25 protein-coding genes and 1 tRNA gene are annotated in these 25,080 nt (G+C 72.0%); 8 read left to right on the forward strand and 18 right to left on the reverse strand.

From position 1 onward, the window contains the following. Window positions 1–130: 130 nt before the first annotated feature. The 3 genes from ACFXAE_RS00180 to ACFXAE_RS00190 form a co-directional block, all read right to left on the reverse strand. The gene (locus ACFXAE_RS00180; protein ID WP_384706017.1) at window positions 131–892 is read right to left on the reverse strand and encodes a MerR family transcriptional regulator; all 762 of its coding nucleotides are present in this window, start codon (window positions 890–892) and stop codon (window positions 131–133) included. Window positions 893–998: 106 nt separating this feature from the next. Next, window positions 999–1,220: a DUF397 domain-containing protein gene (locus ACFXAE_RS00185; protein ID WP_384706019.1), complete on the reverse strand. Its 222-nt coding sequence runs from the start codon at window positions 1,218–1,220 to the stop codon at window positions 999–1,001. Further along, window positions 1,213–2,007: a Scr1 family TA system antitoxin-like transcriptional regulator gene (locus ACFXAE_RS00190; protein WP_384706021.1), complete on the reverse strand. Its 795-nt coding sequence runs from the start codon at window positions 2,005–2,007 to the stop codon at window positions 1,213–1,215. The genes ACFXAE_RS00185 and ACFXAE_RS00190 overlap by 8 nt, the downstream gene beginning before the upstream one ends. 120 nt (window positions 2,008–2,127) lie before the next feature. Between ACFXAE_RS00190 and ACFXAE_RS00195 the strand changes: the two genes are divergently transcribed. Beyond that, the gene (locus ACFXAE_RS00195) at window positions 2,128–2,433 is read left to right on the forward strand and encodes a hypothetical protein (protein WP_384706023.1); all 306 of its coding nucleotides are present in this window, start codon (window positions 2,128–2,130) and stop codon (window positions 2,431–2,433) included. Beyond that, a complete protein-coding gene (locus ACFXAE_RS00200) occupies window positions 2,430–2,756 on the forward strand; it encodes a hypothetical protein (RefSeq protein WP_384706025.1) in 327 nt (108 codons plus the stop codon). Before ACFXAE_RS00195 ends, ACFXAE_RS00200 begins: the two co-directional genes overlap by 4 nt. 31 nt (window positions 2,757–2,787) lie before the next feature. Here the strand turns inward: ACFXAE_RS00200 and ACFXAE_RS00205 are convergent, their stop codons facing one another. From ACFXAE_RS00205 to ACFXAE_RS00215, 3 genes are all read right to left on the reverse strand, one after another. After that, the gene (locus ACFXAE_RS00205) at window positions 2,788–3,429 is read right to left on the reverse strand and encodes a helix-turn-helix transcriptional regulator (protein WP_384706027.1); all 642 of its coding nucleotides are present in this window, start codon (window positions 3,427–3,429) and stop codon (window positions 2,788–2,790) included. A 50-nt stretch (window positions 3,430–3,479) separates the two neighbouring features. Continuing rightward, complete coding sequence (locus ACFXAE_RS00210) at window positions 3,480–4,940, reverse strand: aldehyde dehydrogenase family protein (RefSeq protein WP_384706029.1); 1,461 nt, start codon at window positions 4,938–4,940, stop codon at window positions 3,480–3,482. 99 nt (window positions 4,941–5,039) lie between these two features. After that, window positions 5,040–5,864 (reverse strand): helix-turn-helix domain-containing protein, encoded by an 825-nt coding sequence (locus ACFXAE_RS00215; RefSeq protein ID WP_384706431.1) that lies wholly within the window; start codon window positions 5,862–5,864, stop codon window positions 5,040–5,042. A 408-nt stretch (window positions 5,865–6,272) separates the two neighbouring features. Between ACFXAE_RS00215 and ACFXAE_RS00220 the strand changes: the two genes are divergently transcribed. Continuing rightward, on the forward strand, window positions 6,273–6,770 hold the full coding sequence (locus tag ACFXAE_RS00220; protein ID WP_384706031.1) for an ATP-binding protein: 498 nt from the start codon (window positions 6,273–6,275) through the stop codon (window positions 6,768–6,770). Window positions 6,771–6,862: 92 nt separating this feature from the next. On the opposite strand, the gene ACFXAE_RS00225 is transcribed toward ACFXAE_RS00220, so the two are convergent. Continuing rightward, entirely contained in the window at window positions 6,863–7,147 is a 285-nt protein-coding gene (locus ACFXAE_RS00225; RefSeq protein ID WP_384706033.1) for a DUF397 domain-containing protein, read from the reverse strand. A gap of 480 nt (window positions 7,148–7,627) precedes the next feature. Between ACFXAE_RS00225 and ACFXAE_RS00230 the strand changes: the two genes are divergently transcribed. Both ACFXAE_RS00230 and ACFXAE_RS00235 read left to right on the forward strand, forming a co-directional pair. Beyond that, window positions 7,628–8,086, forward strand: coding sequence for a hypothetical protein (locus ACFXAE_RS00230; RefSeq protein WP_384706433.1), 459 nt, complete (start codon window positions 7,628–7,630; stop codon window positions 8,084–8,086). A 101-nt stretch (window positions 8,087–8,187) separates the two neighbouring features. Then, entirely contained in the window at window positions 8,188–8,706 is a 519-nt protein-coding gene (locus ACFXAE_RS00235) for a DUF4232 domain-containing protein (RefSeq protein WP_384706035.1), read from the forward strand. Here the strand turns inward: ACFXAE_RS00235 and ACFXAE_RS00240 are convergent. Continuing rightward, window positions 8,703–9,827 carry a DUF2786 domain-containing protein gene (locus ACFXAE_RS00240; protein WP_384706037.1) on the reverse strand — a complete coding sequence of 375 codons (1,125 nt, stop codon included), beginning with the start codon at window positions 9,825–9,827 and terminating at the stop codon, window positions 8,703–8,705. The genes ACFXAE_RS00235 and ACFXAE_RS00240 overlap by 4 nt on opposite strands. A gap of 86 nt (window positions 9,828–9,913) precedes the next feature. Here ACFXAE_RS00240 and ACFXAE_RS00245 point away from each other — a divergent pair, with 86 nt between their 5' ends. Together ACFXAE_RS00245 and ACFXAE_RS00250 are read left to right on the forward strand one after the other, a co-directional pair. Continuing rightward, complete coding sequence (locus tag ACFXAE_RS00245) at window positions 9,914–10,687, forward strand: Clp protease N-terminal domain-containing protein (RefSeq protein WP_384706039.1); 774 nt, start codon at window positions 9,914–9,916, stop codon at window positions 10,685–10,687. A gap of 76 nt (window positions 10,688–10,763) precedes the next feature. Beyond that, window positions 10,764–12,455 (forward strand): bifunctional 3'-5' exonuclease/DNA polymerase, encoded by a 1,692-nt coding sequence (locus ACFXAE_RS00250; protein ID WP_384706041.1) that lies wholly within the window; start codon window positions 10,764–10,766, stop codon window positions 12,453–12,455. Window positions 12,456–12,496: 41 nt separating this feature from the next. Here ACFXAE_RS00250 and ACFXAE_RS00255 read toward each other — a convergent pair whose 3' ends face one another. The 6 genes from ACFXAE_RS00255 to ACFXAE_RS00280 all read right to left on the reverse strand — a co-directional run bounded on the left by ACFXAE_RS00255 (window position 12,497) and on the right by ACFXAE_RS00280 (window position 17,814). Continuing rightward, a complete protein-coding gene (locus ACFXAE_RS00255; protein ID WP_384706043.1) occupies window positions 12,497–13,390 on the reverse strand; it encodes a glycosyltransferase family 2 protein in 894 nt (297 codons plus the stop codon). Window positions 13,391–13,584: 194 nt separating this feature from the next. Beyond that, complete coding sequence (locus ACFXAE_RS00260; RefSeq protein WP_384706045.1) at window positions 13,585–14,910, reverse strand: RICIN domain-containing protein; 1,326 nt, start codon at window positions 14,908–14,910, stop codon at window positions 13,585–13,587. A 219-nt stretch (window positions 14,911–15,129) separates the two neighbouring features. Then, entirely contained in the window at window positions 15,130–16,035 is a 906-nt protein-coding gene (locus ACFXAE_RS00265) for an ABC transporter permease (RefSeq protein ID WP_384706047.1), read from the reverse strand. Further along, window positions 16,032–16,952, reverse strand: coding sequence for an ABC transporter ATP-binding protein (locus ACFXAE_RS00270; RefSeq protein WP_384706049.1), 921 nt, complete (start codon window positions 16,950–16,952; stop codon window positions 16,032–16,034). Before ACFXAE_RS00270 ends, ACFXAE_RS00265 begins: the two co-directional genes overlap by 4 nt. After that, the gene (locus ACFXAE_RS00275; protein WP_384706051.1) at window positions 16,949–17,299 is read right to left on the reverse strand and encodes a winged helix-turn-helix domain-containing protein; all 351 of its coding nucleotides are present in this window, start codon (window positions 17,297–17,299) and stop codon (window positions 16,949–16,951) included. The genes ACFXAE_RS00270 and ACFXAE_RS00275 overlap by 4 nt, the downstream gene beginning before the upstream one ends. Beyond that, window positions 17,296–17,814: a hypothetical protein gene (locus ACFXAE_RS00280; RefSeq protein ID WP_384706053.1), complete on the reverse strand. Its 519-nt coding sequence runs from the start codon at window positions 17,812–17,814 to the stop codon at window positions 17,296–17,298. The genes ACFXAE_RS00275 and ACFXAE_RS00280 overlap by 4 nt, the downstream gene beginning before the upstream one ends. Window positions 17,815–18,244: 430 nt before the next feature. Between ACFXAE_RS00280 and ACFXAE_RS00285 the strand changes: the two genes are divergently transcribed. Next, complete coding sequence (locus ACFXAE_RS00285; protein WP_384706055.1) at window positions 18,245–18,499, forward strand: hypothetical protein; 255 nt, start codon at window positions 18,245–18,247, stop codon at window positions 18,497–18,499. A 134-nt stretch (window positions 18,500–18,633) separates the two neighbouring features. Here ACFXAE_RS00285 and ACFXAE_RS00290 read toward each other — a convergent pair. The 4 genes from ACFXAE_RS00290 to tmk form a co-directional block, all read right to left on the reverse strand. Further along, window positions 18,634–18,710: transfer RNA gene (locus tag ACFXAE_RS00290), tRNA-Thr, on the reverse strand. Window positions 18,711–18,829: 119 nt separating this feature from the next. Next, window positions 18,830–20,428 (reverse strand): alpha/beta hydrolase, encoded by a 1,599-nt coding sequence (locus ACFXAE_RS00295; protein WP_384706057.1) that lies wholly within the window; start codon window positions 20,426–20,428, stop codon window positions 18,830–18,832. A gap of 97 nt (window positions 20,429–20,525) precedes the next feature. Beyond that, a complete protein-coding gene (locus ACFXAE_RS00300) occupies window positions 20,526–21,731 on the reverse strand; it encodes a DNA polymerase III subunit delta' (protein ID WP_384706059.1) in 1,206 nt (401 codons plus the stop codon). Window positions 21,732–21,834: 103 nt separating this feature from the next. After that, entirely contained in the window at window positions 21,835–25,050 is a 3,216-nt protein-coding gene (gene tmk / locus ACFXAE_RS00305; protein WP_384706061.1) for a dTMP kinase, read from the reverse strand. Window positions 25,051–25,080: the final 30 nt, after the last annotated feature.

Raw genomic sequence — 25,080 nt, forward strand, 5'->3', positions numbered from 1 at the left:
GCGCGGCGGGGGGGGCTGGGGCGGTCGGTCAAACCTAGAGTCGCCCCGGCCCCCTCTCCCCACGCGGGTTGCCCCTGGCTTTTGGGGGGGGGGGGGGGGGGGGGGGGGGGGGGCCCCCCCCCCACGACGCTCAGGCGGTGCGCCGCGCGGCGTTGGCGAGGATCGCCTCCTTGAGATGCTCGGCGAGACCGGGCCGCATGGAGTCGTAGAACGCCTTGAAGCGCTCGTCGGAGACGTACATCTCCGCGAAGCACCGGTGCATCTCGTACGTCACCTCGAAGTACCACCTGCTGATGTGCTGCCGGTGCTCCTCGGCCAGGTCCATGGCCGCCTCGCCGGACGACCGCTCCCCGGCGGCCACCAGGGCGGCGTACCGCTCCTGCCAGTCGTCGACCTCGGCCTGGACGCGCTTCCAGTCCTCCTTGGTGTACCGGGCGACGCGGCGCTGCGACTCGGCGTACGCCTCGGTGCCGCCCCAGCGTTCCTCCGCCTCGTCGGCGTACTGCTCGGGGTCCTTGTCCCCGAACACCTCGAACTTCTCCTCGGGCGTCAGATCGATCCCCATCTTGCGTGCCTCCATGGCGTGCTCCACGGCCGCCGCCATCTTCTGCAGCCTCTCGATCCGGGCGGTCAGCAGGTCGTGCTGGCGGCGCAGGTGCGCGCGCGGGTCCGCGTCCGGGTCGTCGAGCAGGACGGCGACCTCGTCGAGCGGGAAGCCGAGCTCTCGGTAGAACAGGATCCGCTGCAGCCGGTCGAGGTCGGTGTCGCCGTAGCGCCGGTGCCCCGCGCGGCTGCGCTCGCTCGGGACGAGCAGGCCGATGTCGTCGTAGTGGTGCAGGGTGCGCACGGTGACACCGGCGAATCCGGCCACCTGTCCCACGGAGTAGCTCACTTCCGCTCCCTTCTCGGTACGCGCTCCAGCCTGGGTCCTCACGCCACGTGAGGTGCAAGCCGGTGACGGACTCGTCCGCGGAGGAGCGGCGGGGCCGCGCAGGCGGTCAGGAGGGGAAGCCGCCGCTCCTGACCGCCGTGACGAACGTCGGCCACGCGGACGCCGGAACGATCACGGCAGGTCCGTGGGGGTTCTTCGAGTCGCGTACGGGGACGCCCGCAGGGTGACCATCCAGCACTTCGAGGCAGCTGCCTGCCTCGGGGCCGCTGTACGACGACTTCCGCCAGCCGTCCAGCAGGGCGTCATCCGCTATGAGGGACTCAGTCACAACGTCTGTACTCCTTCGCGATCGCCTGCATCATGGCGGTGGACTCCTTGAGCGGCAGCGCGTCGCTCAGTGCCGGATCGTAGGCCCCCTCAAGGCGCGTGACCACAGACGGAGAGTCGTGCACCTTGCCCACCTGGACACCCTCCGAGTACGCCAACGGTGGCTGATCCTCGAAGGACATCAGCGTGACCAAACCCTGCAACAGTTGATACGCGCCAACCCCGTAGGGGACCACGTGCACGCGCACTCGGTGCCGTTCCACCAAGCGCACCAGATGCGCGATCTGCTCCGCCATGACCTCCCGGCCGCCCACGACCCGCCGTAGCACCGCCTCGTCCAGCAGCGCCCAGACCACGGGCGTCACCGGATCGTCCAGGATCTTCGCCCGCTCAAGGCGTGTGACGACGAGCCTGTCACGTTCCTCTTCACTCACAGGAGGGAACGACGTGCTCAGAACCGCACGCGCGTACCGTTCCGTCTGGAGGATGCCCGGGACGAACGACAGGGCGAACTCCCTGATCATCACCGCCTGTTGTTCGAGCAGCCGGGCCGCCTCGAAGTAGTCCGCGACCGCCGCTTCCTCCTGCGGCAGGAAGCTGCTCAGCACGTTCCCCGTGCCCAGCGCGTTGTCCAGCCGTCGCGCGTCCTCCCTCGACGGCACCCGGCGACCCGCCTCGATATGCGCGATGTGCGTTCGAGTCATGACCGCGGCCTCGGCCAGTTGCTGCTGCGTCAGCCCCGCCGCCTCGCGCTGCTCCTTGAGCCAGTCGCCGTAGTTGGTGCCCACGAGATCAGCTCCCCTGTGACAAATGGTCTGTCACGCCGAACCCCCTGGCGAGCCCATACGGGCCGTTTCGCTCTGTATGTCGATCGCCACAGAACGCGACATCGATCACGGAGTCACATCATGCTCGGCCTCATCGCCCGCCTCCTCGAGCCCCTGCTCGGTCTCGTCTCCCCCGGTACCGGACGACGCCGGCTCGACGCGCGGGACGGATACGACCCTCCGCCCATCGAGGGCCCGGCCCCGCGCCAGTTCGGCGCGCGTCCCCTGCGCGGCGAGGACCACAGCCTCGTACGCCCCTACGTCATCGCACACGAGCGCCGAGAACAGGAACGGCGCCGACAAGCCCGGCGCCGCTCCCTGCTGATCGCCCCTCAGGGCCTCCCCCTGTCCCCGTACTCGACGCACCGCCTGGGACTGACCGCATGACACACCGCGCCCTCACCCCCGCCCGCCTCCTGCCCTGGCCGAGCCCCGAAGGCAAGCCCTGCTACCTCCTGACGGACGGCGGCGGACGTCTCTCCCGGGCCGCCGACATCGCCGAGGTCGTCCAACTCGGCATGGCCGCCGATCTGCTCGCCCATCTCGCCGACATGCTCCACGACGAGGAGCACGTGAGCGCCGTCCAGCTCCGCTACCTGCTGGCCCGCATGGGCGAGTCCCTGACCGACGTGTGCCGCATCGCGGAGAGCAGGGGCGCCCGCCTGTGCGTGTGCGCGGACGTCGAGGAAGGTACGGATCGGGACGGTTGAGGTCACCTCGCCGCGCATCGGGTGAACTCGGTCAGCGGTCGTCCCCGGGGTGCCGTTCCCCCGACGCGTACGGGTTCTCCTCGCCCTCGGCCAGTACGGCGACGAACGGCTCACCCTCGCCCGCGAAGGTGTAGGCGCCGCCCCGGATGCGCTCGATGAGCCCCCGGGTCCACTCGGCGCCGAAGTCGGCCGAGTGGACCCAGAAGTCCATGATCTCCCCGATGTGGCCCAGCTGACCGGGGCCGCCCTCGGGCGTGTAGTACTCGGTGACGGCCTTGCGCCACTCCCCGATCGCACGCATCCGCTGCTCAAGGAGGGCGAGGGCCTCCGCACGCTCCAGGTCGACCATGAGCCCGAGCCCCGCCGAGAGCACGTCCGGCTTCTGGTCGTAGGAGGTCAGGGCCTCCCGCAGCAGCCGGAAGAACTCCTCGGTGCCCTGCCCGGTGATCTCGTACTCCGTGCGCGGCGGGCCGCCGGCCGTGGACGGCGCGATCTCGTGCGCGTGCAGCAGCCCCTCCTTCGCCATCTGCTTCAGCGCGTGGTAGATCGAGCCGGGCTTGGCGTTGGACCACTCGTGCGCGCCCCAGTACTCCAGGTCGTTGCGCACCTGGTACCCGTGGGCCCGCCCGTGCTGGCGCACCGCGCCGAGCACCAGGAGACGGATCACTGACATGCGCCCAGCCTAGGACCCCCAAGGCCGGCCCCGGGGGCTGCCCTGCCCGTTCAGAACGGGAAGCCGCTCCGGCCGTGCTGCACCGAGATCCACTTCACCGTGGTGAAGGCGTCCAGCATGGTGTCGCCGTTCAGCCGGCCGATGCCCGAGTGCTTCTCGCCGCCGAAGGGGACGATCGGCTCGTCGTGCACGGTGCCGTCGTTCACGTGGAACATGCCGGTGTCGATCTGCTTGGCGAAGTTCACACCGCGCTCGATGTCACCGGTGTGCACGGCGCCGCTCAGGCCGTACGGGGTGTCGTTGACGATGCGTACGGCCTCCTCCTCGCCGTCGAACGGGACGAGGAAGGCGACGGGCCCGAAGACCTCCTGCCGCAGCAGGGCCGAGTCCGCGGGCAGACCGGTGAGGACGGACGGCTCGACCAGGTTGTCCCTGCGCGCGCCCCGGACCAGGGCGGTGGCACCCTCGGCGAGCGCCTGCTCGACCACGCCGGACAGGGCGTCCGCCTGACGGGAGTTGATCACCGGGCCGATGACGGTCTCCGGGTCGCGCGGGTCGCCGGCCTTGAGGGACGTGACCTTGGTGACGAACTTCTCGGTGAACTCGTCGGCGACCGACCGGTCGACCAGGACGCGGTTGGCTGCCATGCAGACCTGGCCCTGATGGACGTACCGGCTGAAGACGGCCGCGTCCACCGCGTAGTCGAGGTCGGCGTCGTCGAGGACCACCAGTGCGCTGTTGCCGCCGAGTTCGAGGACCGAGCGCTTGAAGAGGGAGGCGCAGACGGTGGCCACATGGCGGCCGACCGCGTCCGAGCCGGTGAAGGAGATGACCTTCGGTACCGGGTGTTCCAGGAAGGCGTCGCCTATCTCCGCGATGTCGGTGATGACGACGTTGAGCAGACCACCGGGCAGGCCCGCGTCCTCGAAGATCTTCGCGACCAGGGAACCGCCGACGACCGGCGTGTTCTGGTGCGGCTTGAGCACCACGCCGTTGCCGAGCGCGAGTGCGGGGGCGACCGACTTGAGGGAGAGGAGGAAGGGGAAGTTGAAGGGGCTGATCACGCCCACGACCCCGACGGGCACGCGGTAGACGCGGTTCTCCTTGCCGTCCACCGGCGAGGGGATGATCCGGCCCTCGGGGCGCAGCGCCAGGTGGACCGCCTCGCGCAGGAACTCCTTGGCGAGGTGCAGCTCGAAGGCGGCCTTCAGCCGGGTACCGCCGAGCTCGGCGACGATCGCCCCGGCTATCTCCTCCTCGCGCTCCTCGACCAGTCCGAGCGCCTTCTCGAACACCGCGCGGCGGGCGTACGGGTTGGTCGCCGCCCACTGCTTCTGCGCGCGGGCGGCCGCCCGGTACGCCTGATCGACCTCGTCGACCGTGGCTATCGTGATCGACGCGAGCTTCTCGTCGTCGTACGGGTTGAAGTCGATGATGTCCCAGGAGCCGGTGCCCGGGCGCCATTCACCGTCGATGTACTGCTGAGCCAGGTCGGTGAAGTACGACGACATGTGATCCCTCAATCCCTTGCCGCATCAGCGGAGCACCGATCGACTGCATGGTCTGATCACACGTCATCGTACTTGCGTTTCATGTGAGTTGAGGGATGCTCAGGACATGTGCAGCAGTCCCCGCAGAAGGTCCCGGCTCTCCGCGGAACCCGGGCTGTCGTGCTGGAGCTCCTTGAGCGCCTTCTCGTACTGGGCCACGTCCTCGGCCTTGTCGAGATACAGCGCGCTGGTCAGCTGCTCCAGGTACACGACGTCCGACAGGTCGGACTCGGGGAAGCTGAGGATGGTGAACGCGCCCGACTCGCCGGAGTGCCCGCCGAGGCTGAACGGCACGACCTGCAGCCGGACGTTGGGCCGCTCGGAGATGTCGATGAGGTGCTGGAGCTGGCCGCGCATCACCGCGCGGTCGCCGTACGGCCGGCGCAGGGCGGCCTCGTCGAGGACGACGTGGAACTCGGGGGCGTTCTCCGAGACCAGGTACTTCTGCCGCTCCAGGCGCAGCGCCACCCGTCGCTCGACGTCCTCCTCGCTCGCCCCCTTCATGCCGCGCCGCACCACCGCACGGGCGTACTCCTCGGTCTGCAGCAGACCGTGCACGAACTGCACCTCGTACGCCCGGATCAGCGAGGCGGCACCCTCCAGGCCCACGTACGTGGGGAACCAGCTCGGCAGTACGTCCGAGTAACTGTGCCACCAGCCCGCCACGTTGGCCTCCTTGGCGAGGGAGATCAGCGACAGGCGCTCCTGCTCGTCCGTGATGCCGTACAGCGTCAGCAGGTCTTCTACATCCCTGGTCTTGAAGCTCACCCGGCCCAACTCCATCCGGCTGATCTTCGATTCGGAGGCGCGGATCGAATAGCCCGCCGCCTCGCGCGTGATCCCCCGCGCCTCACGCAGTCGCCGCAGTTGTGATCCGAGCAGCATGCGCCGCACCACCGATCCCGGCTCTCCCGCGCTCACGTTCGCCAGCCTCCCCAACGTCTTCAGGGCCCGCAGTCTGCCACTAAAACACTTCGAGCAGTACTCGTCCGGTTACGGAAACGGAATCCGGCCGAGGATTCCGCTCGGGAAGGAGCACGGAACGGGCACGGAAGGAGAAGGAAGGAGAAGGAAGGAGCAACGGGGAGACAAGGGAACAGCCGGCAGACGACAGGGAGATGACGGAAAAATTGGCCAACAAACCAGTACGGCAGGGACGATTTCGGTCAGCTGCACGTGCATCTGCCCTTGCATCTGCTGTACGCATCCGAAACCATGGTCTCCGCACCACCGCAGCCTCGCTACGACCGCGAATTCCCGGGAGTGCCTCGCATGGGGACGAATGGATCGACCATGCTCGAGCCGTTACGGCAGGGCCTTCCGCCGCTGAACCTCGCGGCCGCGTCCGACGCCGCCTCCTGCGCCCTCCCCGCCCGCTACGAAGCGGTCCGGGAGGCCCGGCAGTTCACCTGCAAGACCCTCGACCAGTGGGACCTGGGCGACCGCTTCGACGACGTGTGCCTGGTCGTCTCCGAACTGGTCACCAACGCCCTGCGGCACGGCCTGCCGGCGGGGACCCCACGGCCGACGGCGCCGGACCTGCCGGTACGGCTGCATCTGATGCGGTGGACCGAGCGGCTGGTGTGCGCGGTGCGCGACCCCAGCGACGACAGCCCCGTCGCCCGCGAGTCGGACGACTTCTCCGCCGAGTCGGGCCGGGGGCTGTTCCTGGTCGAATCCTTCAGCGACAGCTGGGGCTGGCACCCGATGGCCGGCGCGCTCAGCGGCAAGGTGGTCTGGGCCCTGTTCCGGCTTCCGCGTCCCGCCGACCGCCCCTGTCCCGGCACATGACGAACCGCGGCGCTTCCGGGCGCCGCGGTTCTACGCGCGTTGGCGCCTCCTGAGCCACTCCGGTCCCTTCCGGAGCGGCCCGGCGCCATCGATCAGCCGGCGACCAGGTGGTCGAACTCGCCGTCCTTCACGCCCAGCAGCATGGCCTCGATCTCCGCGCGGGTGTAGACGAGCGCGGGACCGTCGGGGAAACGGGAGTTGCGCACGGCCACTCCTCCGTCGGGCAGCCGGGCGAACTCCACGCAGGAACCCTGTGAGTTGCTGTGCCTGCTCTTCTGCCAGGCCACGCCGTCCAGCCCGGTGGCCGCCATGCCGTTGTACACGCCGGACGCGTCGGCACCGTCGTACACGTCACCGTCGTACACGTCGTGGTCCACAGGTCGCTCCCCGCTGGTGCACTGGCTGGTGTGGCCATTGATGCAATGGTCAACTGACCGGGATCATAGCTTTGTTCATGTGCAGATGCATGGGCAGATGCACGTGCACGCGGGGTGTTCCCGCGGTTACAGCCTTGACGGTCGAGCGGTGCCCGCTTTGACGGACGCTTTACCGAACCCCGCTCCCTTAGAGACGCACGCGGGGGCTTTTGTGTTCCCTTGTGTGTCCTCCGCGTCCCCCGCGCGTCGTTCCACGCACGCCGACCCGCCGATCCGCCGTGAACATGCGGTGCGAGGTGTGTCACGGAGGCTGGTGGGGTGCCGGGTGGGTCCTGTTAGCTGGCAGCGGTCGTCCGGCCGACGGGGCCGGCCACAGCCAGGGGGCTCGCAGTGACTTCGGAGGCTTCGGTGACGTACCGGCCCGCATCGCCGTCATCGCGCGGGGCGTGCTTCCGGCGCGCCCGGGTCGCGGCCGTGGCCGTGGGGCTAACCGGCGCGCTCGTGCTGACCGCGTGCAGCGGGGACGGCTCGGACGACTCCGCGGCCGGTCCCACCCCGTCCGCCACGGCGACCGCGGACTCCGGCGGCGGCACCGCAGGCTCCGACGCGAGCACGGCTCCGGCGGGCGAACTGGAAGGCAGCTGGCTCACCACGGCCGACGGCAAGGCCGTGGTCCTGATGGTCAACGGCGGGGATGCCGCCCTCTTCGCCACGGGCGGCACCGTGTGCAGCGGCACCGCGCGGGAGCGGGCCGGGACCCACTCGATCCGCCTGAAGTGCGGCGACGGCGCCGAGGACCGGGCGAGCGGCACGGTCGACTCCGTCGGCGAGGACTCCCTGAAGATCACCTGGGAGGGCTCCCTCGGCACCGAGACGTACACCAAGGCCGAGGGCGGTTCCTTCCCGCCGGGGCTGCCCACGGAAGGGCTGGGCTCCTAGAAGATCTTCATCGATCTTCTAGGTCCTGTCCGTGGGGCGGATCGGTGGCGGGTGCGTGATGATGACCGGTGGGCACCTCCACGAACCCCAGAGGATCATTCATGCGCACCACGCCGATCGCCGTCCCCGCCGCACTCGCCGCGCTCCTCCTGCTCGCTGCCTGCGGCACCACGGGCGGCGACGAGGACGGCGACGGGAAGCAGGAGAGCGCCGCCTGTTCCGTCGACACAGTGAGCATGGAGGTCGGGCCCGCGAGCATCGCGCCGGCCGCCGGGGACACCGGTGAGGTCCCGGTCGCCTTCACCAACCAGAGCGCCGCCTGCACCCTGGACGGCTTCCCCGAGGTGGACCTGGTCGGGGTCGGCGATTCCGCCACCCTCGAGGTGCCGCCGACCGAGGGCGCCAAGGCCCAGAAGCTGACCCTGGCCAAGGGCGAGTCCGCGTCCTTCACCCTCGCCTACGAACGCGGCACGCGCGGCGACGGCGCCTTCATCGCCGAGAACATGCAGGTCGAACTCTCCGGCACCCGGACCTTCCGCTGGACGTACGGCCCGGTCGCGCACGACGGCCAGGGCGGCCACAAGATCTCCGTGGGCGCCTACCAGCAGGCGGGTGACTAGAACTCCCCGGGAAGGCGCGGGTGTGCCCTGACCTGTGCGTCGTCCGCCGCGCGGGCACCCTCCTCCCAGCCCGCCGCGTCGCTCACCCCGCGCAGCCGGGTGGTCGTCGTCTCCGGGAACAGCCGGTCCGTCCGCTCGGTGACCGCCACCGCGCGGGAGGCGAGCACCGGGAGCAGGTCGTCGCTCACCTGGGTCTCGGCGACAGCCGCGAGACGCGTCCCCACGCGGTGCGCGTAGGCGGCGAGGAAGGACTGCCGGAAGCTCTTGGTCCGCTTGCGTCCGCCCGCCCGCTGTCCGGCCTCCGCCTTGGTCATCGCGGTCATGGCCTGCACCAGCAGTGAGGTGTGGAGGAGTTCCACCGCCTCCAGGTCGGGGGCGAAGCCGACCACGGTGGAGAAGCCGAGCGGTTCGTTCCACACGGCCCGGCAGTGGTTCGCTCCGGCGACCGCGTCCAGCAGCACCGCCTTGGCCTGCTCGTACGGCGGCTCCACCCCGATCCGGCAGGCATCCGGCTCCCGGGCCGAGGGCTCCCGCGCGTCGAGCAGCGCCTCGTCGACGCTGTGCCGCGCCATCAGCTCCTGCGCCTTGGCGCTGAGCGCCTCCGCCTCGTCCGGGAACCCGGTCGCCTCCGCCTTGGCCAGCAGCGCGCGGATGCGGCCGAGCGCGCGGGACTCCGGCCGCCGGTCCCGCGGATCCGGGGCGGCCGTCTCGTCGAGGGGTTCGAGGGCGGGCAGGCGCAGCAGCAGGCGGTACAGCTCCAGCGCGGCCGTGGCGTACGAGAAACGGTCGCCGCGCGGGACGTCGTCCGCCCTCAGCTCCTCGAGCTGGTCCTTCCAGCGGGGTCCGCGCGGCCGGTCGTCGCGCGGTGCCTGCGCGCGGATCAGCGCGGAGACGAGCCGTACGTGGATGTCGTCCAGCTCGCGCCGGACGATCCGTACGACATCGGCCGGCTGCCAGCCGCGCTGCCAGGCGGTCGCCACGAACTCCTCACCCCGCCGGGTGAGTTCGGCGTCGGCCTCCGGGTCGGCGGCGAGCAGGGACGCGCCGGTGTCGAGGGCGGTGTCGCCGGTGTCGTAGAGGGCGGCCCGGAAGGCGCGGTCGACGGTGCTGGACGTACTCACGGGCCGATCGTGCCATGTCCCGGGGATTCACCCACAAGTGTCAACTTCGGGTTGACACCCCTGGACTGTCAACTTACGGTTGACACATGACGACGAACCCGACCATCAAGTCATCCGTGCGTCTCGACGACCTCATCGCGGCCATCAAGAAGGTCCACGAGGAGCCCCTGGAACAGCTCCAGGACGCGGTGCTCGCTGGTGAGCACCTCGGCGACGTGGCCGACCACCTGATCGGCCACTTCGTGGACCAGGCCCGGCGTTCGGGCGCCTCCTGGACGGACATCGGCAAGAGCATGGGCGTCACCCGGCAGGCGGCCCAGAAGCGCTTCGTGCCGAAGGAGGGCAACGACCTCGACCCGAGCCAGGGCTTCGACCGCTACACGCCCCGCGCCCGCAACACGGTCATGGCCGCGCACAACGAGGCGCAGGCCGCGCACAACGCGGAGCTCCTGCCCGCGCACCTGGTCCTGGGTCTGCTGGCCGAGCCCCAGGGGCTGGCCGTGAAGGCGCTCACCGAGCAGGGCGTCACCGTGGAGGCGGTCCGTGAGGCCGCCCGCGCGGCGCTCGCGCCGGCCGTCGAGGACGCCCCGGAGCTGGTGCCGTTCGACCCGGCGGCCAAGAAGGTCCTGGAACTCACCTTCCGCGAGGCCCTCCGCCTCGGCCACAACTACATCGGCACCGAGCACATCCTGCTCGCCCTGCTGGAGCACGAGAACGGCAAGGGCCTCCTCAGCGGCCTCGGCGTCGGCAAGACCGCCACCGAGCGGTGCATCGCCGACATGCTGGCGCAGTACGTCGAGACCCGGACCGAGGGCAAGGGCAAGGGCGAGAGTGGAGGCGAGGTCGCGCAGGAGGGCTGAGCCGCGGGAGACCGATCGCTGAGCCCCGGGAGACCGGTCAGGGGCCGATGTCAGACCCCCCTGCCACACTCGCGGCATGGCCGACCGGTGGGCGCTCGCTCCGGCCGAGGACGGTGGCGTGGACGTCGCCCCCCTCGGTCCGGACGGGCTGCCCGCCGGTCCGGTGCTGCGGGAGGCGGACCTCGCCGAGGCCGTGCGGAGCCGTCCCGGTGTCACGCGGTGGGTGTGGCGCTCCACCGCCGAGGTCCACCCGCGCCTGCTCGCCGCGGGGGTGCGCGTGGAGCGGGCCTACGACATCGAGGCCGCCGAGACGCTCCTCCTCGGCCACGAGGGCCGGTACGGGGAGCCCCGTTCGGCCGCGGCGGCGCTGGCCCGGCTGCGCGGCGGCCCCGTACCGCCCGATCCACCGCAGCGCCAGGCCGAACCGGGCGCCCAGTCCTCCCTCTTCGAACCCCGGGGCGTCCAGCTGCCGCTGACGGACCTCCTCGCGGTCTACGCCGAGCAGCAGCGGCGGACCGACGCGACCGCGCACCCGGACCGGATGCGGCTGCTGACGGCCGCCGAGTCGGCGGGGATGCTGGTGGCCGCCGAGATGAACCGCGCGGGACTGCCCTGGCGGGCGGACGTGCACCGCGCGGTGCTGCACGACCTGCTCGGCGAGCGGTACGCGGGCGGCGGCGAGCCACGCCGGCTCGCCGAGCTCGCCGACGAGGTGTCCGCCGCCTTCGGCCGCCGGGTCCGGCCCGACCTGCCCGCCGATGTGGTGAAGGCCTTCGCGCAGGCCGGCGTCAAGGTCACCTCGACCCGTCGCTGGGAGATCGAGTCCGTCGACCACCCGGCCGTCGAACCGCTGATCGCGTACAAGAAGCTGTACCGGATCTGGGTCGCGCACGGCTGGTCCTGGCTCCAGGACTGGGTGCGCGACGGCCGTTTCCGGCCCGAGTTCCTCGCCGGCGGGACGGTCACCGGCCGCTGGGTGACCAACGGCGGGGGCGCGCTGCAGATCCCCAAGGTGATCCGCCGCGCGGTCGTCGCCGACCCCGGCTGGCGGCTCGTCGTGGCCGACGCCGACCAGATGGAGCCGCGCGTACTGGCGGCGGTCTCGCGCGACCCCGGACTGATGGAGGTGGCCGGCCGGGAGGCCGACCTGTACCAGTCGGTGTCCGACCGCGCCTTCTCCGGCGACCGCGCGCAGGCCAAGCTCGCCGTCCTCGGCGCGGTCTACGGCCAGACCTCCGGCGACGGCCTGAAGAACCTCGCCGCGCTCCGGCGCCGCTTCCCCAGGGCGGTCGCCTACGTCGACGAGGCGGCCCGCGCGGGCGAGGAGGGCCGGCTCGTACGGACCTGGCTGGGCCGCACCTGCCCGCCGGCCGCCCACACGACGGACGACGCGGCGGAGGAGGCGGGCATCCCGGTCGCGGAGGAGGACCGGGAGTCCGCCGCCCGCCCGTGGGTTGCGGGCCACGCCTCGGCCGACGCCCGCGCCCGTGGCCGCTTCGCCCGCAACTTCGTCGTCCAGGGCAGCGCCGCCGACTGGGCCCTGCTGCTGCTCGCCGCGCTGCGGCGGGCCCTGAGCGGCATGGCGGCCGAGCTGGTCTTCTTCCAGCACGACGAGGTGATCGTGCACTGTCCCGAGGAGGAGGCGGAGACGGTGGTGGCGGCGATCCGGCAGGCCGCGGACCTGGCCGGACGGCTGACCTTCGGGGAGACACCGGTGCGGTTCCCGTTCACGACGGCGGTGGTGGAGTGCTATGCGGACGCCAAGTGATCAGGCCTCCGGCCGGGCCCCTCGTCGCTTCGCCCGTCGGGTCAGATGACCGGTGGCCGTCCGAGCCGGGTGAGCCGCCACACCGTCCGCCAGCTCATGGCCCGTCGCTCCCCGGCCGGCTCCCGCAGCCCTTCCGTGAATCCGCCGAACCAGGCCCGCAATCCGCCGGCCGACCGGTTCCGCGCCACGGTGAGCAGCATCCACAACCCGAGATGGACGGGGACGAGCACGAACGGGAGCCGCCGCCGGGCCAGCCACACCCGGTTCCGGGCGTTCACCCGGTAGTAGATGGCGTGCCGGGCGGGAGAGGTCTTCGGGTGCTGGAGCAGCAGTTCGGGCGCGTAGAGGATCCGCCACCCGGCGTCGGCGGCCCGCCAGGCGAGGTCGGTCTCCTCGTGCGCGAAGAAGAACGCGGCGGGCCAGTCACCGATCTCGTCCAGCATCGCCATCCGCAGCGCGTGCCCGCCCCCGAGGAACCCGGTGACGTATCCGCCACGCATCGGATCCGACTTCCCGACCCGGGGCACATGCCGCTGCTGGGTCTCCCCCAGCTCGTCGGCGATCCGGAACCCGACGACCCCGAGCCGCTCGTCGGCGGCGTACAGCTCCCCCACCCGACGCAGCACATCGGCGTCGACGAGCAGCCCGTCGTCGTCCAGCTCGACGACGACGTCCACGTCCCCGAACTCCCGCAGCCGCGCGATCGCCGCGTTCCGCCCGCCGGGGCAGCCGAGGTTCTCCTCCAGTTCCACGAGGGTGACCTCGCCGGGGAGCGACAGCCGCCGGGCGAACTCGGGCAGCGGGCAGCCGTTGCCCACGACGACGATCCGCGCGGGCGCCACATCCTGCTTCGCCACGGACTCCAGCAACGCGTCCACCTCGGCGGGCCGGTTCCCCATGGTCACCACGGCGACGGCGATCCTCGGCGTCTCCATGTCCTCACCTCACCATCCCGGCCGACGACTGCGTCCGCGATGCTAGCCGTTCACGCCATGGTCTCCCGTGGTAGGCCGCACGGACGTCTCCGTGCGGCGTCACGCGGCACACGTTCTCCTACGGAGAGGGGCGGGACGGTGTTCACCAGGCGAGGCCGGGGTCGACGAAGCAGGACGTCAGCGGCGGCCGCCGTTCAGGAGGGCTTGACGACGGAGACGACGGACCAGCGCAGCGCGCCCGGCCCCGAGCCGCAGCGCACCACCTGAAGCCTGGCGTCGTTTCCGGCGGAACCGCCGCCGGCCACGCTCATGCACAGGTCACTCGCGGCGTTGCGGATCCAGTATCCCCCCGACCGCGGGTCCAGCCACCAGAGCTGGTTGTCCGCGTCCGGCCTGCAGTGGTACTCGGTGACCTTGGTTCCGGGGGCGACACTGCCGTAGTTGGGCAGGTCCATGCACATCCCGTCCTTGCGGTTCCTGATGACGAACAGACTCGCCCCCTGGGGCCCGCCGTCCGCGTCGGCCACCTCGAGGTCCCAGAGCTGGTTGTCCTCGGTGGTGGGCCGGCAGTTGTACTGGCTCACCGGGCCGTCGACCGACCCCTTGTCGAAGTAGGGCAGGTCGGCGCACTTGCCGGTCGCGATGTTCTTCAACTGCGCGTTGACCCGGGTGGATAGGGCGTTGGCCAGCTGCCGGGCGGTGATCGCGGAAGACTTCTCGGCCTTCGGCTTCTCGGCCTCGCCGTCGGCCTTCCTCTCGGTGCCGGGCCGGGGTGCGGCCTCCACCTCGTCGCCCGTCGCGCCCGAACCGGAGGGCACCGGCTCGGACTTGGCCTCGGACTCGGCCGGGGGTCCGGACGCGGACGCGGCTCCGCTGGGCGACGCCGAGGGTGACGGGGACGCGGCCCGGTAGTCGGCGGCCGGGATGTCGTCGGACGTACCGGGGTCGAGCGTCGTTCCGCCGGCGGGAGCCGTCTCGACCGTGCGCTCGTCCTCCCGGGTGAGGCCGAGCACCAGGAGAGGTACGCAGACCAGCACCGCTCCCACGAGGGCGGCCGCGGCCACCATGGGCCCGCGCAGCCGTCCCGGCACCGTCTCGTCCGCGTCGGCGTCCGCTTTCGTGTCCGCGTCCGCTTTCGTGTCCGCTTTCGTGTCCGCGCCGTCCCCGGCCAAGACCGCACCGGCCGCCGCCTCGGCTTCCGCTCCGTCGGGCTCCGCCGCCTGCCGCTTTCGTTGCTCCTGCCTTTCCTGCCTTTCCTGCCTCTCCTGTCGCTGTTGCTCCTCGGCGGCTGCCGGTTCCGCGGCGGCGGACCGGGAGCGCCGTCCGGCGCGCCGTTCGGAGGCGGGCTCGGGCGCGGGCTCGGGGACGGGCTCGGGGATGGGCTCGGACGATGTCGGTACCGGGGCGTCCGGATCGGTGGCCGAACCGGAGGCGGGAGCAGGCCCGGGGGCGCGCGGTCTCAGATCCGCACCGGGATCCTTGCCCGGCGCGGGCACGGAAACCGCACGGCGGACGGCCACGGAGGGCGTCACCTCACCGGCTCGAGGCTCGTGCTGACGTGGCATCAACGCTGCTCTCCACTCACTGCGACCCGCCCGGCCCCGGCCCGGTCCCGCCGGTCACAGGCATGTTCCAAGGGCTCGAAATTCACGCAACCCACTCTGGATCAGGCTTGGTTGCGTCCGAACCTCGACCGGGTGAACGTAGGACGACACAGGCTGCGCCCGAGCGGCCTGAACCTACGCGGGCATCGCCCCGCTCTGTTCCGCCTTGCGGTGGCGGGCGGACAGGCGGGATCCGGACTCGCGGCGGGCTGCGCGGCGCAGGAGGGGGACCGCGAGGAGGAAACCGAGGACCGCCCAGGCGGTCAGGACGAGGGCGACCATGGGCAGTTCCCAGGAGCCGGCCGGCTCGGCGGCCCGTGCCGCGTCCGGCAGCAGCGCCGAACGCAGGCCCTGCGCCATCCACTTGAGCGGGAAGACGGAGGCCACCTGCTGGACCGGCACCGGCAGCGAGGTGATCGGGAACACCGTTCCGGAGGTGAGCAGCAACCCCATCACGGGCAGCATGATCAACGCCAGCGCCTCGCGCGGGTTGGGCAGGACGGCGCCCAGGGCCGCGCCCAGCGGTACGACGGCGAGCAGCCCCAGCGTGGTGACCCAGAGCAGCGTCAGCCAGCCGCCCGGACCCTGCGGCAGCGGCCCGTCCGCCAGCAGTGCCGCGGCCGCCAGGAGCAGGGCCAGGGTGCCGACCGCCGTGACGACCACCAGCAGACACTTGGCGACGAGGTAGGCCGGTATCCCGCCGGGCGTGGCACGCAACCGCAGCAGGGCGCCCTCCTCCCGCTCGGTCACGAGCATCTGCGGGAGATTGAGCAGCCCGATCTGGAACAGCAGATAGGCGGCGAATCCCGCGAGCATCAGATGCGCCATCGGGGTTCGGGTGCCGGGCACGTCGTCGCCGGCGTAGGCGATGACCAGCAGCGCGACGGCCACGTTGGCCAGGTGGCCGGACATCTCCTTGGGGTTGCGCAGGAGGTGCCGTAGCTCGATGCCGCCGCGGAGGAACCCGGCACGCCAGTAGTGGCGGACAGGGCGGCGCGGGGTGCTCGTCCCGCCCGGTCCGGCCTCGGGTGTGTCCCTCATACGGCCGCCGCCTCCCCGTCCGTGCTGCCGTCCTTCTGATGGACCATGTGCAGGTAGGTGTCCTCCAAGGTCGGGCGGCGGACCTCCAGACCGGCGATCGGGCCGTCCGCGTCCCGGTGGAGTTCCCAGACCAGCCGTGAGGGGTCCGCGGTGCGTTCACGACGGTACGTCCCGTCGTCGGCCGTCCAGCGGACCTCGGCCTGCGCGGCGGCCCGCCGGGCCAGTTCCGACGGGGTGCCGCAGGCCCGGATCCGTCCGCCGACCAGCATGGCGATCCGGTCGGCGAGCCGTTCGGCCTCCGCCAGGTCGTGGGTGGTGAGCAGGACGGTGACGCCATCGTCACGGGCCAGCCGTTCGACCAGGACATGGAACTCGTGCCGCGCCTCCGGGTCGAAGCCGGTGGTCGGCTCGTCCAGGAACAGCAACTCGGGGCGGCCGACGATGCCGAGCGCGACGTCCAGCCGCCGGCGCTGCCCGCCGGACAGCCGGTCCACCTGCCGGCCGGCCTGATCGGTGAGGCCGACCAGGGCCAGCAGTTCGGCCGGGTCGCGCGGGTGGGGGTAGTACGTCGCGAAGTGCGTCAGCAGCTCGGCGACCCGCCAGCGGCGGTGGTCGCGCCATGACTGCAGGACCAGCCCGATCCGGCCCCGCCAGGCGTCGTCACCCCGCTCCGGGTCCGCGCCGAGGACGCGGACCTCCCCGGCGGACCGCCGCCGGAAACCCTCCAGGATCTCCACGGTGGTGGTCTTCCCGGCCCCGTTGGGCCCGAGCAGCGCGAACACCTCACCGCGGTGGATCTCCAGATCGACGCCGTGGAGGACGGCGACATCGCCGTACGCCATGGTCAGGTCGCGGGCCCGGATGACGGGTCGGGAGACCGTGCCGGACGGTGCGGGGGTGCGCTCGGGCGCCGTCATCGTCCTGCCCCCGCATGGCGCTGCCGTGCTGCCGGCCCGGTCGCCGCCGGGGGCCCGGCCCCCTCGACGATCGCCCGGAGCGCCGCCACATGCCCCTCGAAGGCGGTGCGTCCGCGGTCCGTCAGCCGCACCTTCGTACGCCGTTTGCGGCCGCCCCCCTCCTTCTGGATCTCCAGATATCCGGCCTCCTCCAGGGTGTGCAGCTGTTTGGAGAGCGCGGAGTCACTGAGCGACAGGCCGTCGCGGACGAACGCGAAGTCCGCCCACTCGGTGGTGGCGAGCAGCGCGACCACCGACAGCCGGGTGGCCGGATGGATCAGCTCGTCGAAGCCGGCGGGCGTGCTCATCGGCCCGCCCCCTCACGGGCCGCCGGTTCCCCGCGACCACGCAACGAACCGACCGCCCAGCGGTTCGCCGGCCCGACGAACAGCACGAACACGGCCGCCGAGACCGTGGCCTGGATCAGACTGACGACCATCGGCTCCCCTGTCAGTGACTCGACCAGACGGCCGGACAGCAGGACCGTCCCGCCGGTCACGACCATCCCCCCGACGAACACGGCGGACATCCGCCAGTTGTAACGGGTGTGGTGCAGACGCACCCGGCTCCTGCGGTTGTGAACCACGGCCACCGCGAGCAGCATCGCGACGTACCCCGCGAGGATCAGCCAGACACCCCACCGGGGCAGGTCCAGGCCCATACCGGCCAGGAAGACCCACATGATCGCGGCCGTGGCGTAGGTCGCCCCGGCGCCACCGGCCGCACTCCGCTCGACCTCGTCGTACACCCGCTCCTGCGGCACCCGGATCCGCTGCAGGTCCTTCCACGCACGCTCGGCATCCACCGGCACACCCACGGCCATCGCCTCCCCCGCTTCTGCTTTCCTGCTGGGAAAGTTAACCCTTGACTTTCCCGAAAGGCAAGACGAGAGGCCGACGCAACGTCCCCGCGGGGCGCGACAGACGGCTCCAGATCCCGGAAGGACCCGGGCCGCAGCGCCCAGGAACCGCACCCCGACGCCGGCACACTCCCCGCGACTCAGGTACGGCCGAACAGCGGGGGGATGGCGGTGATTCTGGGCCGCACGCGCTCGACGGCGCAGGTGACTGTCGTGTGGACGACCCGCACGGCACGGGTGAGCGTGGCCGGTGAGGACTGCGCCGACAGTCGCGGCACGGGAGAGCCGGCTCAGGAACACGGCCGTGCCACGGACGCGAAGGTGACCGTGGACAGAGCGGCGCGCGGGTGGAGGCCGGCTGGAGACGACCGGCACCGTGGGGAGTTGACCCGGCATGAGTGACAACGCGCCAGTCAGCGTGGTCGTCGTCGACGACCAGCCCGCGATCCTCTCGGGTGTCGAGGCGTGGTACGTCGCATCCCGGCGGCCCATCACCGTGGTCGCGGCCGGCAACTCCGTACGGACCGTCAACTCGTGCCTGGACCGGGTGCGGATCAAGTACGCGAACGTCGGCCGCCCCGCACGGACCAAGGCGAGCCTGGTGGCCCGCGCCATCCAGGACAGGCTGGTCGACGTGGACGACCTCTGAGCGCGGGCGGGGAAACGGACGACCGCGGTACAGGGGGAGGCGCCCGGTGCGGGCGCGGCCGGTCTCCTCTTTGCTCGCGTCAAGAGCAACGAAATGAAGAAACCCCAGGCGAGAGGCTCGACCTGGAGTTCATCTGGAGCCGCCTTCGGGATTCGAACCCGAGACCTACGCATTACGAGTGCGTTGCTCTGGCCATCTGAGCTAAGGCGGCGCGCTGCTGGCACTATGGTGCGATCAGCAACGTCGGTAAGTCTACACAGTTTCCAAGGGTGCTTCGTACCGGCCCCGGAGGCGGGCCGGAGCGGATGCCTCCGGGGGTGGTCGTACCGGCTATGAGCAGCGCTTTCCGTCCTTCGGCGGGGTGCCTGCGAGCAGGTAGGTGTTGATCGCGGAGTCGATGCAGGCGCTGCCCCGGCCGTAGGCGGTGTGGCCGTCGCCCTCGTAGGTGAGGAGGCGGGCCGAGGAGAGCTGGCCGGCCAGGGCCTCGGCCCAGCGGTACGGGGTGGCCGGGTCCCTGGTGGTGCCGACGACGATGATCGGGGCCGCGCCCTTCGCCTCGATGCGCTGGGCCTCGCCCGTGGCCCGCACCGGCCAGTACGCGCAGTTCAACGAGGCCCAGGCGAGGCCCTCGCCGAACACCGGGGACGCCTTCTCGAAGTCGGGCAGCGCCCGCCGCACCTCGTCCGGGGAGTCGAAGGCGGGCGGGAGATCGAGGCAGTTCACGGCCGCGTTGGCGAACATCAGGTTGCTGTAGTCGCCGTTCGCGTCACGTTCGTAGTAGCTGTCGGAGAGGAGGAGGAGTCCGGCGCCGTCGTTCTCCTTCATCGCGGCCGTCAGCGCCTCGCGCAGCTGCTGCCAGGCGCCCTCGTCGTACATCGCGGCGATCACGCCGATCGTCGCCAGCGACTCGGTGAGCCTGCGGCCGTCGGCGTCACCGGTGGGGATCGGCCGGGTGTCGAGCCTCTCGAAGAACGCCTTGAGGTTCTTGCCGGCCTGCCCGGCGCCGGCGCCCCGGCCGCCGAGCGGGCAGTCGCTCTGCCGCACGCAGTCCTTCGCGAAGGCGGTGAACGCCGTGTCGAAGCCCTCCGTCTGCTCGATGTTGAGCCGCCGCGCGGACAGCGAGGGGTCCATCGCGCCGTCCAGCACCAGCCGTCCCGCCCGGTCCGGGAACAGGCCGGCGTACGTCGCGCCGAGGAAGGTGCCGTACGAGGCGCCGACGTAGTTCAGCTTCCCGTCGCCCAGCGCGGCCCGGACGATGTCCATGTCCCGGGCCGCCTCGACGGTGGACACATGGCGCAGCAGCTTCGGCGCGTCCGCCCCGCAGCCCTCGGCGAACTTCTTGTACGACGCGACCAGCGCGCCGGTCTCCTTCACGTCGTCCGGTGTGACGTCCGTCCGCGTGAACGCGTCCATCCCGGGTCCGTCCAGGCACTCGACGGGGTCGCTGCCGGCGACGCCCCGCGGGTCGACGGCCACCATGTCGTAGCGGGCGCGCACGTCGGCCGGGTAGCCGATCCCGGCGTACGCCTGGACGTAGCCGACCGCCGAGCCACCCGGGCCGCCGGGATTCACCAGCAGTGAGCCCAGCCGCTTCCCGGGGCCCGTGGCCTTCTTTCGGGTGAGGGCGAGGCGCACGTCACCGGCCGCCGGTTCGGCGTAGTCGAGCGGGACCTTCAGCCTGGCGCACTGGAAACCGGGGACTCCGCAGTCACGCCAGACCGGTTTCTGCCCGTAGTACGGCGCGAGGGCCGCGGGTGTGGAGCGGGGCAGGGGGGCGAGGGCTGCCGCCTCCGCCGCCTCCGCCGCCGCCGCGCTGGCCGTACTCGGGCTGTTCCCCGAGGAGCAGCCCGCGATCAGCAGCGCGCCTGCGGCGAGCAGAACGACTCCGGTTCCGGTACGGGTCCTGCGGTGGGTGCGCCTTGTGTGCATGCAGCGAGCGTAACCGTGCGCAACGGAATGAATGCTCTGCGCGCACGCCGTGCCTCGTACGAGTTACCGCGTCAAGCCACTGAGCGAATGCCCTCGGTCAGCCCGCTCTGAGAGCCATCGTCATCGCCTCCACCGCGAGAAGCGGGGCCACATTGCGGTCCAGGGCCTTGCTGCACGCCGCGATCGCCTCGATGCGGCGGAGTGTGGACTCCGGAGAACTGCTGCGGGCCATGCGCTCCAGTACGTCCTCGGCGTCGCCGTTGGCGATGGCGATGCGGGAGCCGAGCTGGAGGGCGAGGACATCGCGGTAGAAGCTGGTCAGGTCGCTCAGCGCGATGTCGAGGGTGTTGCGCTGCGTGCGCGTTTTGCGACGCTTCTGATCGGCCTCCAGATCCTTGATGACGCCTGCCGTGCCACGTGGCAGCCGGCCGCCCTGGGCCGCACCCAGGGCCTCCCTCAGTTCCTCGGTCTCTTTGGTGTCCATCTCCTTGGCGAGCTGGTCGGCGTCCTCCGCCGCCGCGTCGACCAGTTCCTGGGCGGCCTTGAGCGCACCACCGACATCCTCGACCCGCAGGGGCAGCTTCAGTACGGAGGCCCGGCGTGCGCGGGCGGCCGGGTCGGTGGCCAGGCGGCGGGCCCGGTCGACGTGGCCCTGGGTGGCGCGGGCGACGGCGGCGGCGACGTCCGGCTCGATGCCCTCGCGCCGTACGAGCATGTCGGCGACGGCGGCCACCGACGGCGTGCTCAGGTTGAGGTGGCGGCAGCGGGAGCGGATCGTCGGCAGGACGTCCTCGACGGACGGGGCGCACAGCAGCCAGACCGTGCGCGGGGCGGGCTCCTCGACGGCCTTGAGGACGGCGTTGGCGGACTTCTCGTTCAGCCGCTCGGCGTCCTCGACGAGGATCACCTGCCAGCGGCCGTTCGCCGGAGCCGTGAACGACTTGCGGACGGTGTCGCGCATGTGCCTGACCAGGATCTCCGCGCCGACGGCGGCGATCGAGCTGACGTCCGCGTGGGTACCGATCAGCGCGGTGTGGCAGCCGTCGCAGAAGCCGCAGCCGGGAACTCCGCCGAGGGCGCGGTCGGGGCTGACGCACTGGAGCGCTGCCGCGAAGGCACGCGCCGCCTGGTTGCGTCCCGCGCCGGGCGGGCCCGTGAACAGCCAGGCGTGCGTCATCCTCGACGTCTCGGGGAGGGGCTCGTGGGCCGCCGCCGCGGTGACGAGCGCGTCCGCATCGCGGGCGGCGTCGGCGAGCTGCTCGCTCACCCGCTCCTGCCCGACGAGGTCGTCCCACACGGTCATGGGTCAGCCCGCCCTTCCGTCACGTCTGCCTTACCGGATCCATTGTGCGGGTGGGCACTGACAGCGCCCGCACCTGTGGACCACGGCGGTACCGGTGGACCGGTCAGCGCCGACGCCCCCGGCGGCCTCGGCCCCCGTCCTCGTCACCCTGCTCGTCGTCGTCGCCGTCGTGCGTGCCCAGCAGCTCGTCGGCCAGCGTCGGCAGGTCGTCCAGCGGGGTCTCCTCGGCCCAGTCGGAACGCTGCCGGCGTCGGCGGGACAAGTCCTCGGGGTCGACCTGGGGCAGCTCGCGCGTGCGGTCGTCGGGGCCGTCGGTTGCCTCGGGTCCGCTCGCCGGACGCTCGTCCCGGAAGTAGCCCGGCGGCACCCGGCCCGCGGCCCCCCTCTCGTCCTCCCGCACCGGAGGCAGCACCGCCGTATCGTCCACGGCACCCGGCGGCACCGGAGGCAGCACCGCCGTCTCGTCCGCCGCGCCCGGCGGAACCGACGGCTTCGGCAGTTCGGTCGTCACCTCGGCGTCGGACATCCCGGACCGGCCGGACCGCTGCCCGGCGTCCCCGTCCGGCACCCGGGGCAGCACGGCGGTCTCGTCGACCGGCCCGCCCGACGCGTTCGTCGGCGTCACCACCGGCGTCGGCACGGTCACCGCTTCGTCGGCCGCTCCCCGACGTGCGGCATCGGGGACACTCGTCGTCTTCGGTCCCGCCTCCGCCGCGGCCGCCGCCTGTTCGGCCAGCCGCCGGGCCTGCTCCGCGCGCAGCAGCGCCTCCTCGGCCTTGCGCTGCTTCTCCAGACGCAGTGCCTCGGCCTCGGCGCGCAGCCGCGCCTCCTCCTCGGCCTGCTTGCGGCGGCGCTCCTCCTCGGCCTTGCGGCGGGCCTCCTCCTCCGCGCGCGCCTTCTCCTCGGCGAGCAGCCGCTGCCGCTCCTCCTCCGCACGCCGGCGTGCTTCCTCGGCCCGCTGCCGGGCCTCCTCCGCCTGCCGCTCCGCCTCGCGCCGCTGAGCTTCCTCCAGCTCGCGCCGCTTGCGCTCCTCCTCCTCGGCGCGCAGCCGGGCGAGCTGTTCCTGGCGCTCGCGCTCCAGGCGCTCCTCCTCGGCCTTGCGGGCCGCCTCTTCCTCCGCCTTGCGGCGGGCCTCCTCCTCGGCCTTGCGGCGCGCTTCCTCACGGGCCTGGATCTCGGCCTCGGACAGCGGCAGCACCCGGTCGAGCCAGTGCCGGATCACCGTGGTGACCGCCTCCGGTTCCTGGCCGGCGTCGACCACCAGGTAGCGGCCGGGGTCGGCCGCGGCCAGCGTGAGGAAACCGGCCCGTACGCGCGCGTGGAACTCGGCGGGCTCCGACTCCAGCCGGTCCGGCGCCTCGGTGAAGCGCTCCCGCGCGGTCTCCGGCGCCACGTCGAGCAGCACCGTCAGGTTCGGGACCAGCCCGTCGGTCGCCCACCGGTTGATGCGGGCGATCTCGGTCGGCGACAGGTCGCGCCCGGCTCCCTGGTAGGCGACGGAGGAGTCGATGTACCGGTCGGTGATGACGACGGCTCCGCGCTCCAGGGCGGGCCGTACGACGGTGTCGATGTGCTCCGCGCGGTCCGCGGCGTACAGCAGTGCCTCCGCGCGGTGCGAGAGGCCGGCGCTGGAGACGTCCAGCAGGATGGACCGCAGCCGCTTGCCGACCGGGGTCGCCCCGGGCTCTCGGGTGAGCACGACCTCGTGGCCCTTGGCCCTGATCCATTCGGCGAGGGCCTCGGCCTGGGTGGACTTCCCGGCGCCGTCGCCGCCCTCCAGGGCGATGAAGAAGCCGGAGGCGGCGGGCGCCTGGTCCGGGTCGTCGCCGCCGAGCAGCGCGTCGCGCAGATCCTGTCGCAGTGGCACGCCGGAGCGGTCGTCGACCTTGGCCAGCACCAGCGCGGCCACCGGCAGCAGCAACGCGCCGACCAGCATCAGCGTGAAGGCGGCGCCGCCGTGCGCGAAGACGAACCGGCCGTTCTCCAGCCGGTGCGGTCCGATGCCCGCGGCGACCAGCGGGGCGATCACCGCGCCGAGCGCCACGAAGACCCGGACCACGGCGTGCAGGTGCTCGGTCGTACGGGCCCGCCGCTGGTCCTCGGTCTCCTGGTCGAGCAGCGTGTGCCCGGTGTTGGCCGCCATGCCCGCGCCGACACCGGCCAGCGCCATGATCAGCAGCACGCTGGTGACGTCCGGCACGAGTCCTGCCGCCAGCAGCGCGACGCCCGTGAAGGCGAGGGCGAGCGCGAGCAGCCGGCGCCGGGACAGGGCCGGCAGCAGGGCGGGTGCCGTACGGATGCCGACGACGACACCACCGGTCAGCGCGCCCACCAGCAGTCCGTACAGTACGGGGCCGCCGCCCAGGTCCTTGGCGTGCAGCACCGACACGGCGACGGCGGCCGCCACCGCGGCGGCGACGGACGCGGACGCGAGGACCAGCAGCGGCATCGCGCCGGTGCGGCCCTTGTCGGAGCCTGCGGCGCTCTTCGGGCGGCGCAGTCCCTCCAGCGGCGACCGGGCACGCGGAGTGCGCGTGCCGGGCAGTTCCAGGAAGGTCAGGACGGACAGCGACGCGGCGAACAGCCCGGCCGCGACATACGAGGCGAGGGCCGCCCGGTGGTCGCCGAACCAGTCGATCCCGGTGCCGAGAAGATTGTTGAACAGGGACGCGACGACGAGCGTGACGGCCGCGAGCGGTATCGCCACGAAGCTCGTACGCAGCGACAGCCGGCGCAGCGCGTCCATGTGGTCGGGCAGCGGGCGCACGGTCGCGCCCTCCGGAGGCGGGGCGGGCAGCAGGGCGGGCGCGGCGCTCTCCCGGCACACCGTCCAGAACCGCTCGGCGACTCCGGTCACGAAGGCGGTGACGAGGAGGACGGCCGGCGCGTCCTCGGGCGTCCAGTCGATCCACAGCGGCGCCACGATGAGCAGCGCGGCCCGCAGACCGTCGGCGCCGACCATGGTCCAGCGGCGGTTCAGCGGTCCGTCCTGCGAGGTGAGCGAGGTGAGCGGGCCGAGGAGTACGGCGCCGAACAGCAGCGTCGCGAGGATGCGCACCCCGAAAACGGTCGCCACTGCGAACGCCACGCCCCGGTAGCCGCCCCCGAAGGACCCTTCGGCGATCGCCGCCTGAAGGACGAGGAGGACCAGCACCAGAAGGGCGAGGACATCACCGACCCCGCCCACGAGCTGCGCACTCCACAGCCGTTTGAGCTGCGGCCGGCGCAGCAGGGCGCGGACGGCACGCTCGCGGGAGTCCACCACAAGGACGTCGTCGGGGGCCGGTTGAGGGGCCCTTGGCTGCTCGGCTCGCGTCATGCGTTCAGCCTATCGGCCCGAACCGCCGGC

The sequence above is a fragment of the Streptomyces sp. NPDC059454 genome (assembly GCF_042749965.1).
In the GTDB taxonomy this organism is placed as follows: Bacteria; Actinomycetota; Actinomycetes; order Streptomycetales; family Streptomycetaceae; genus Streptomyces.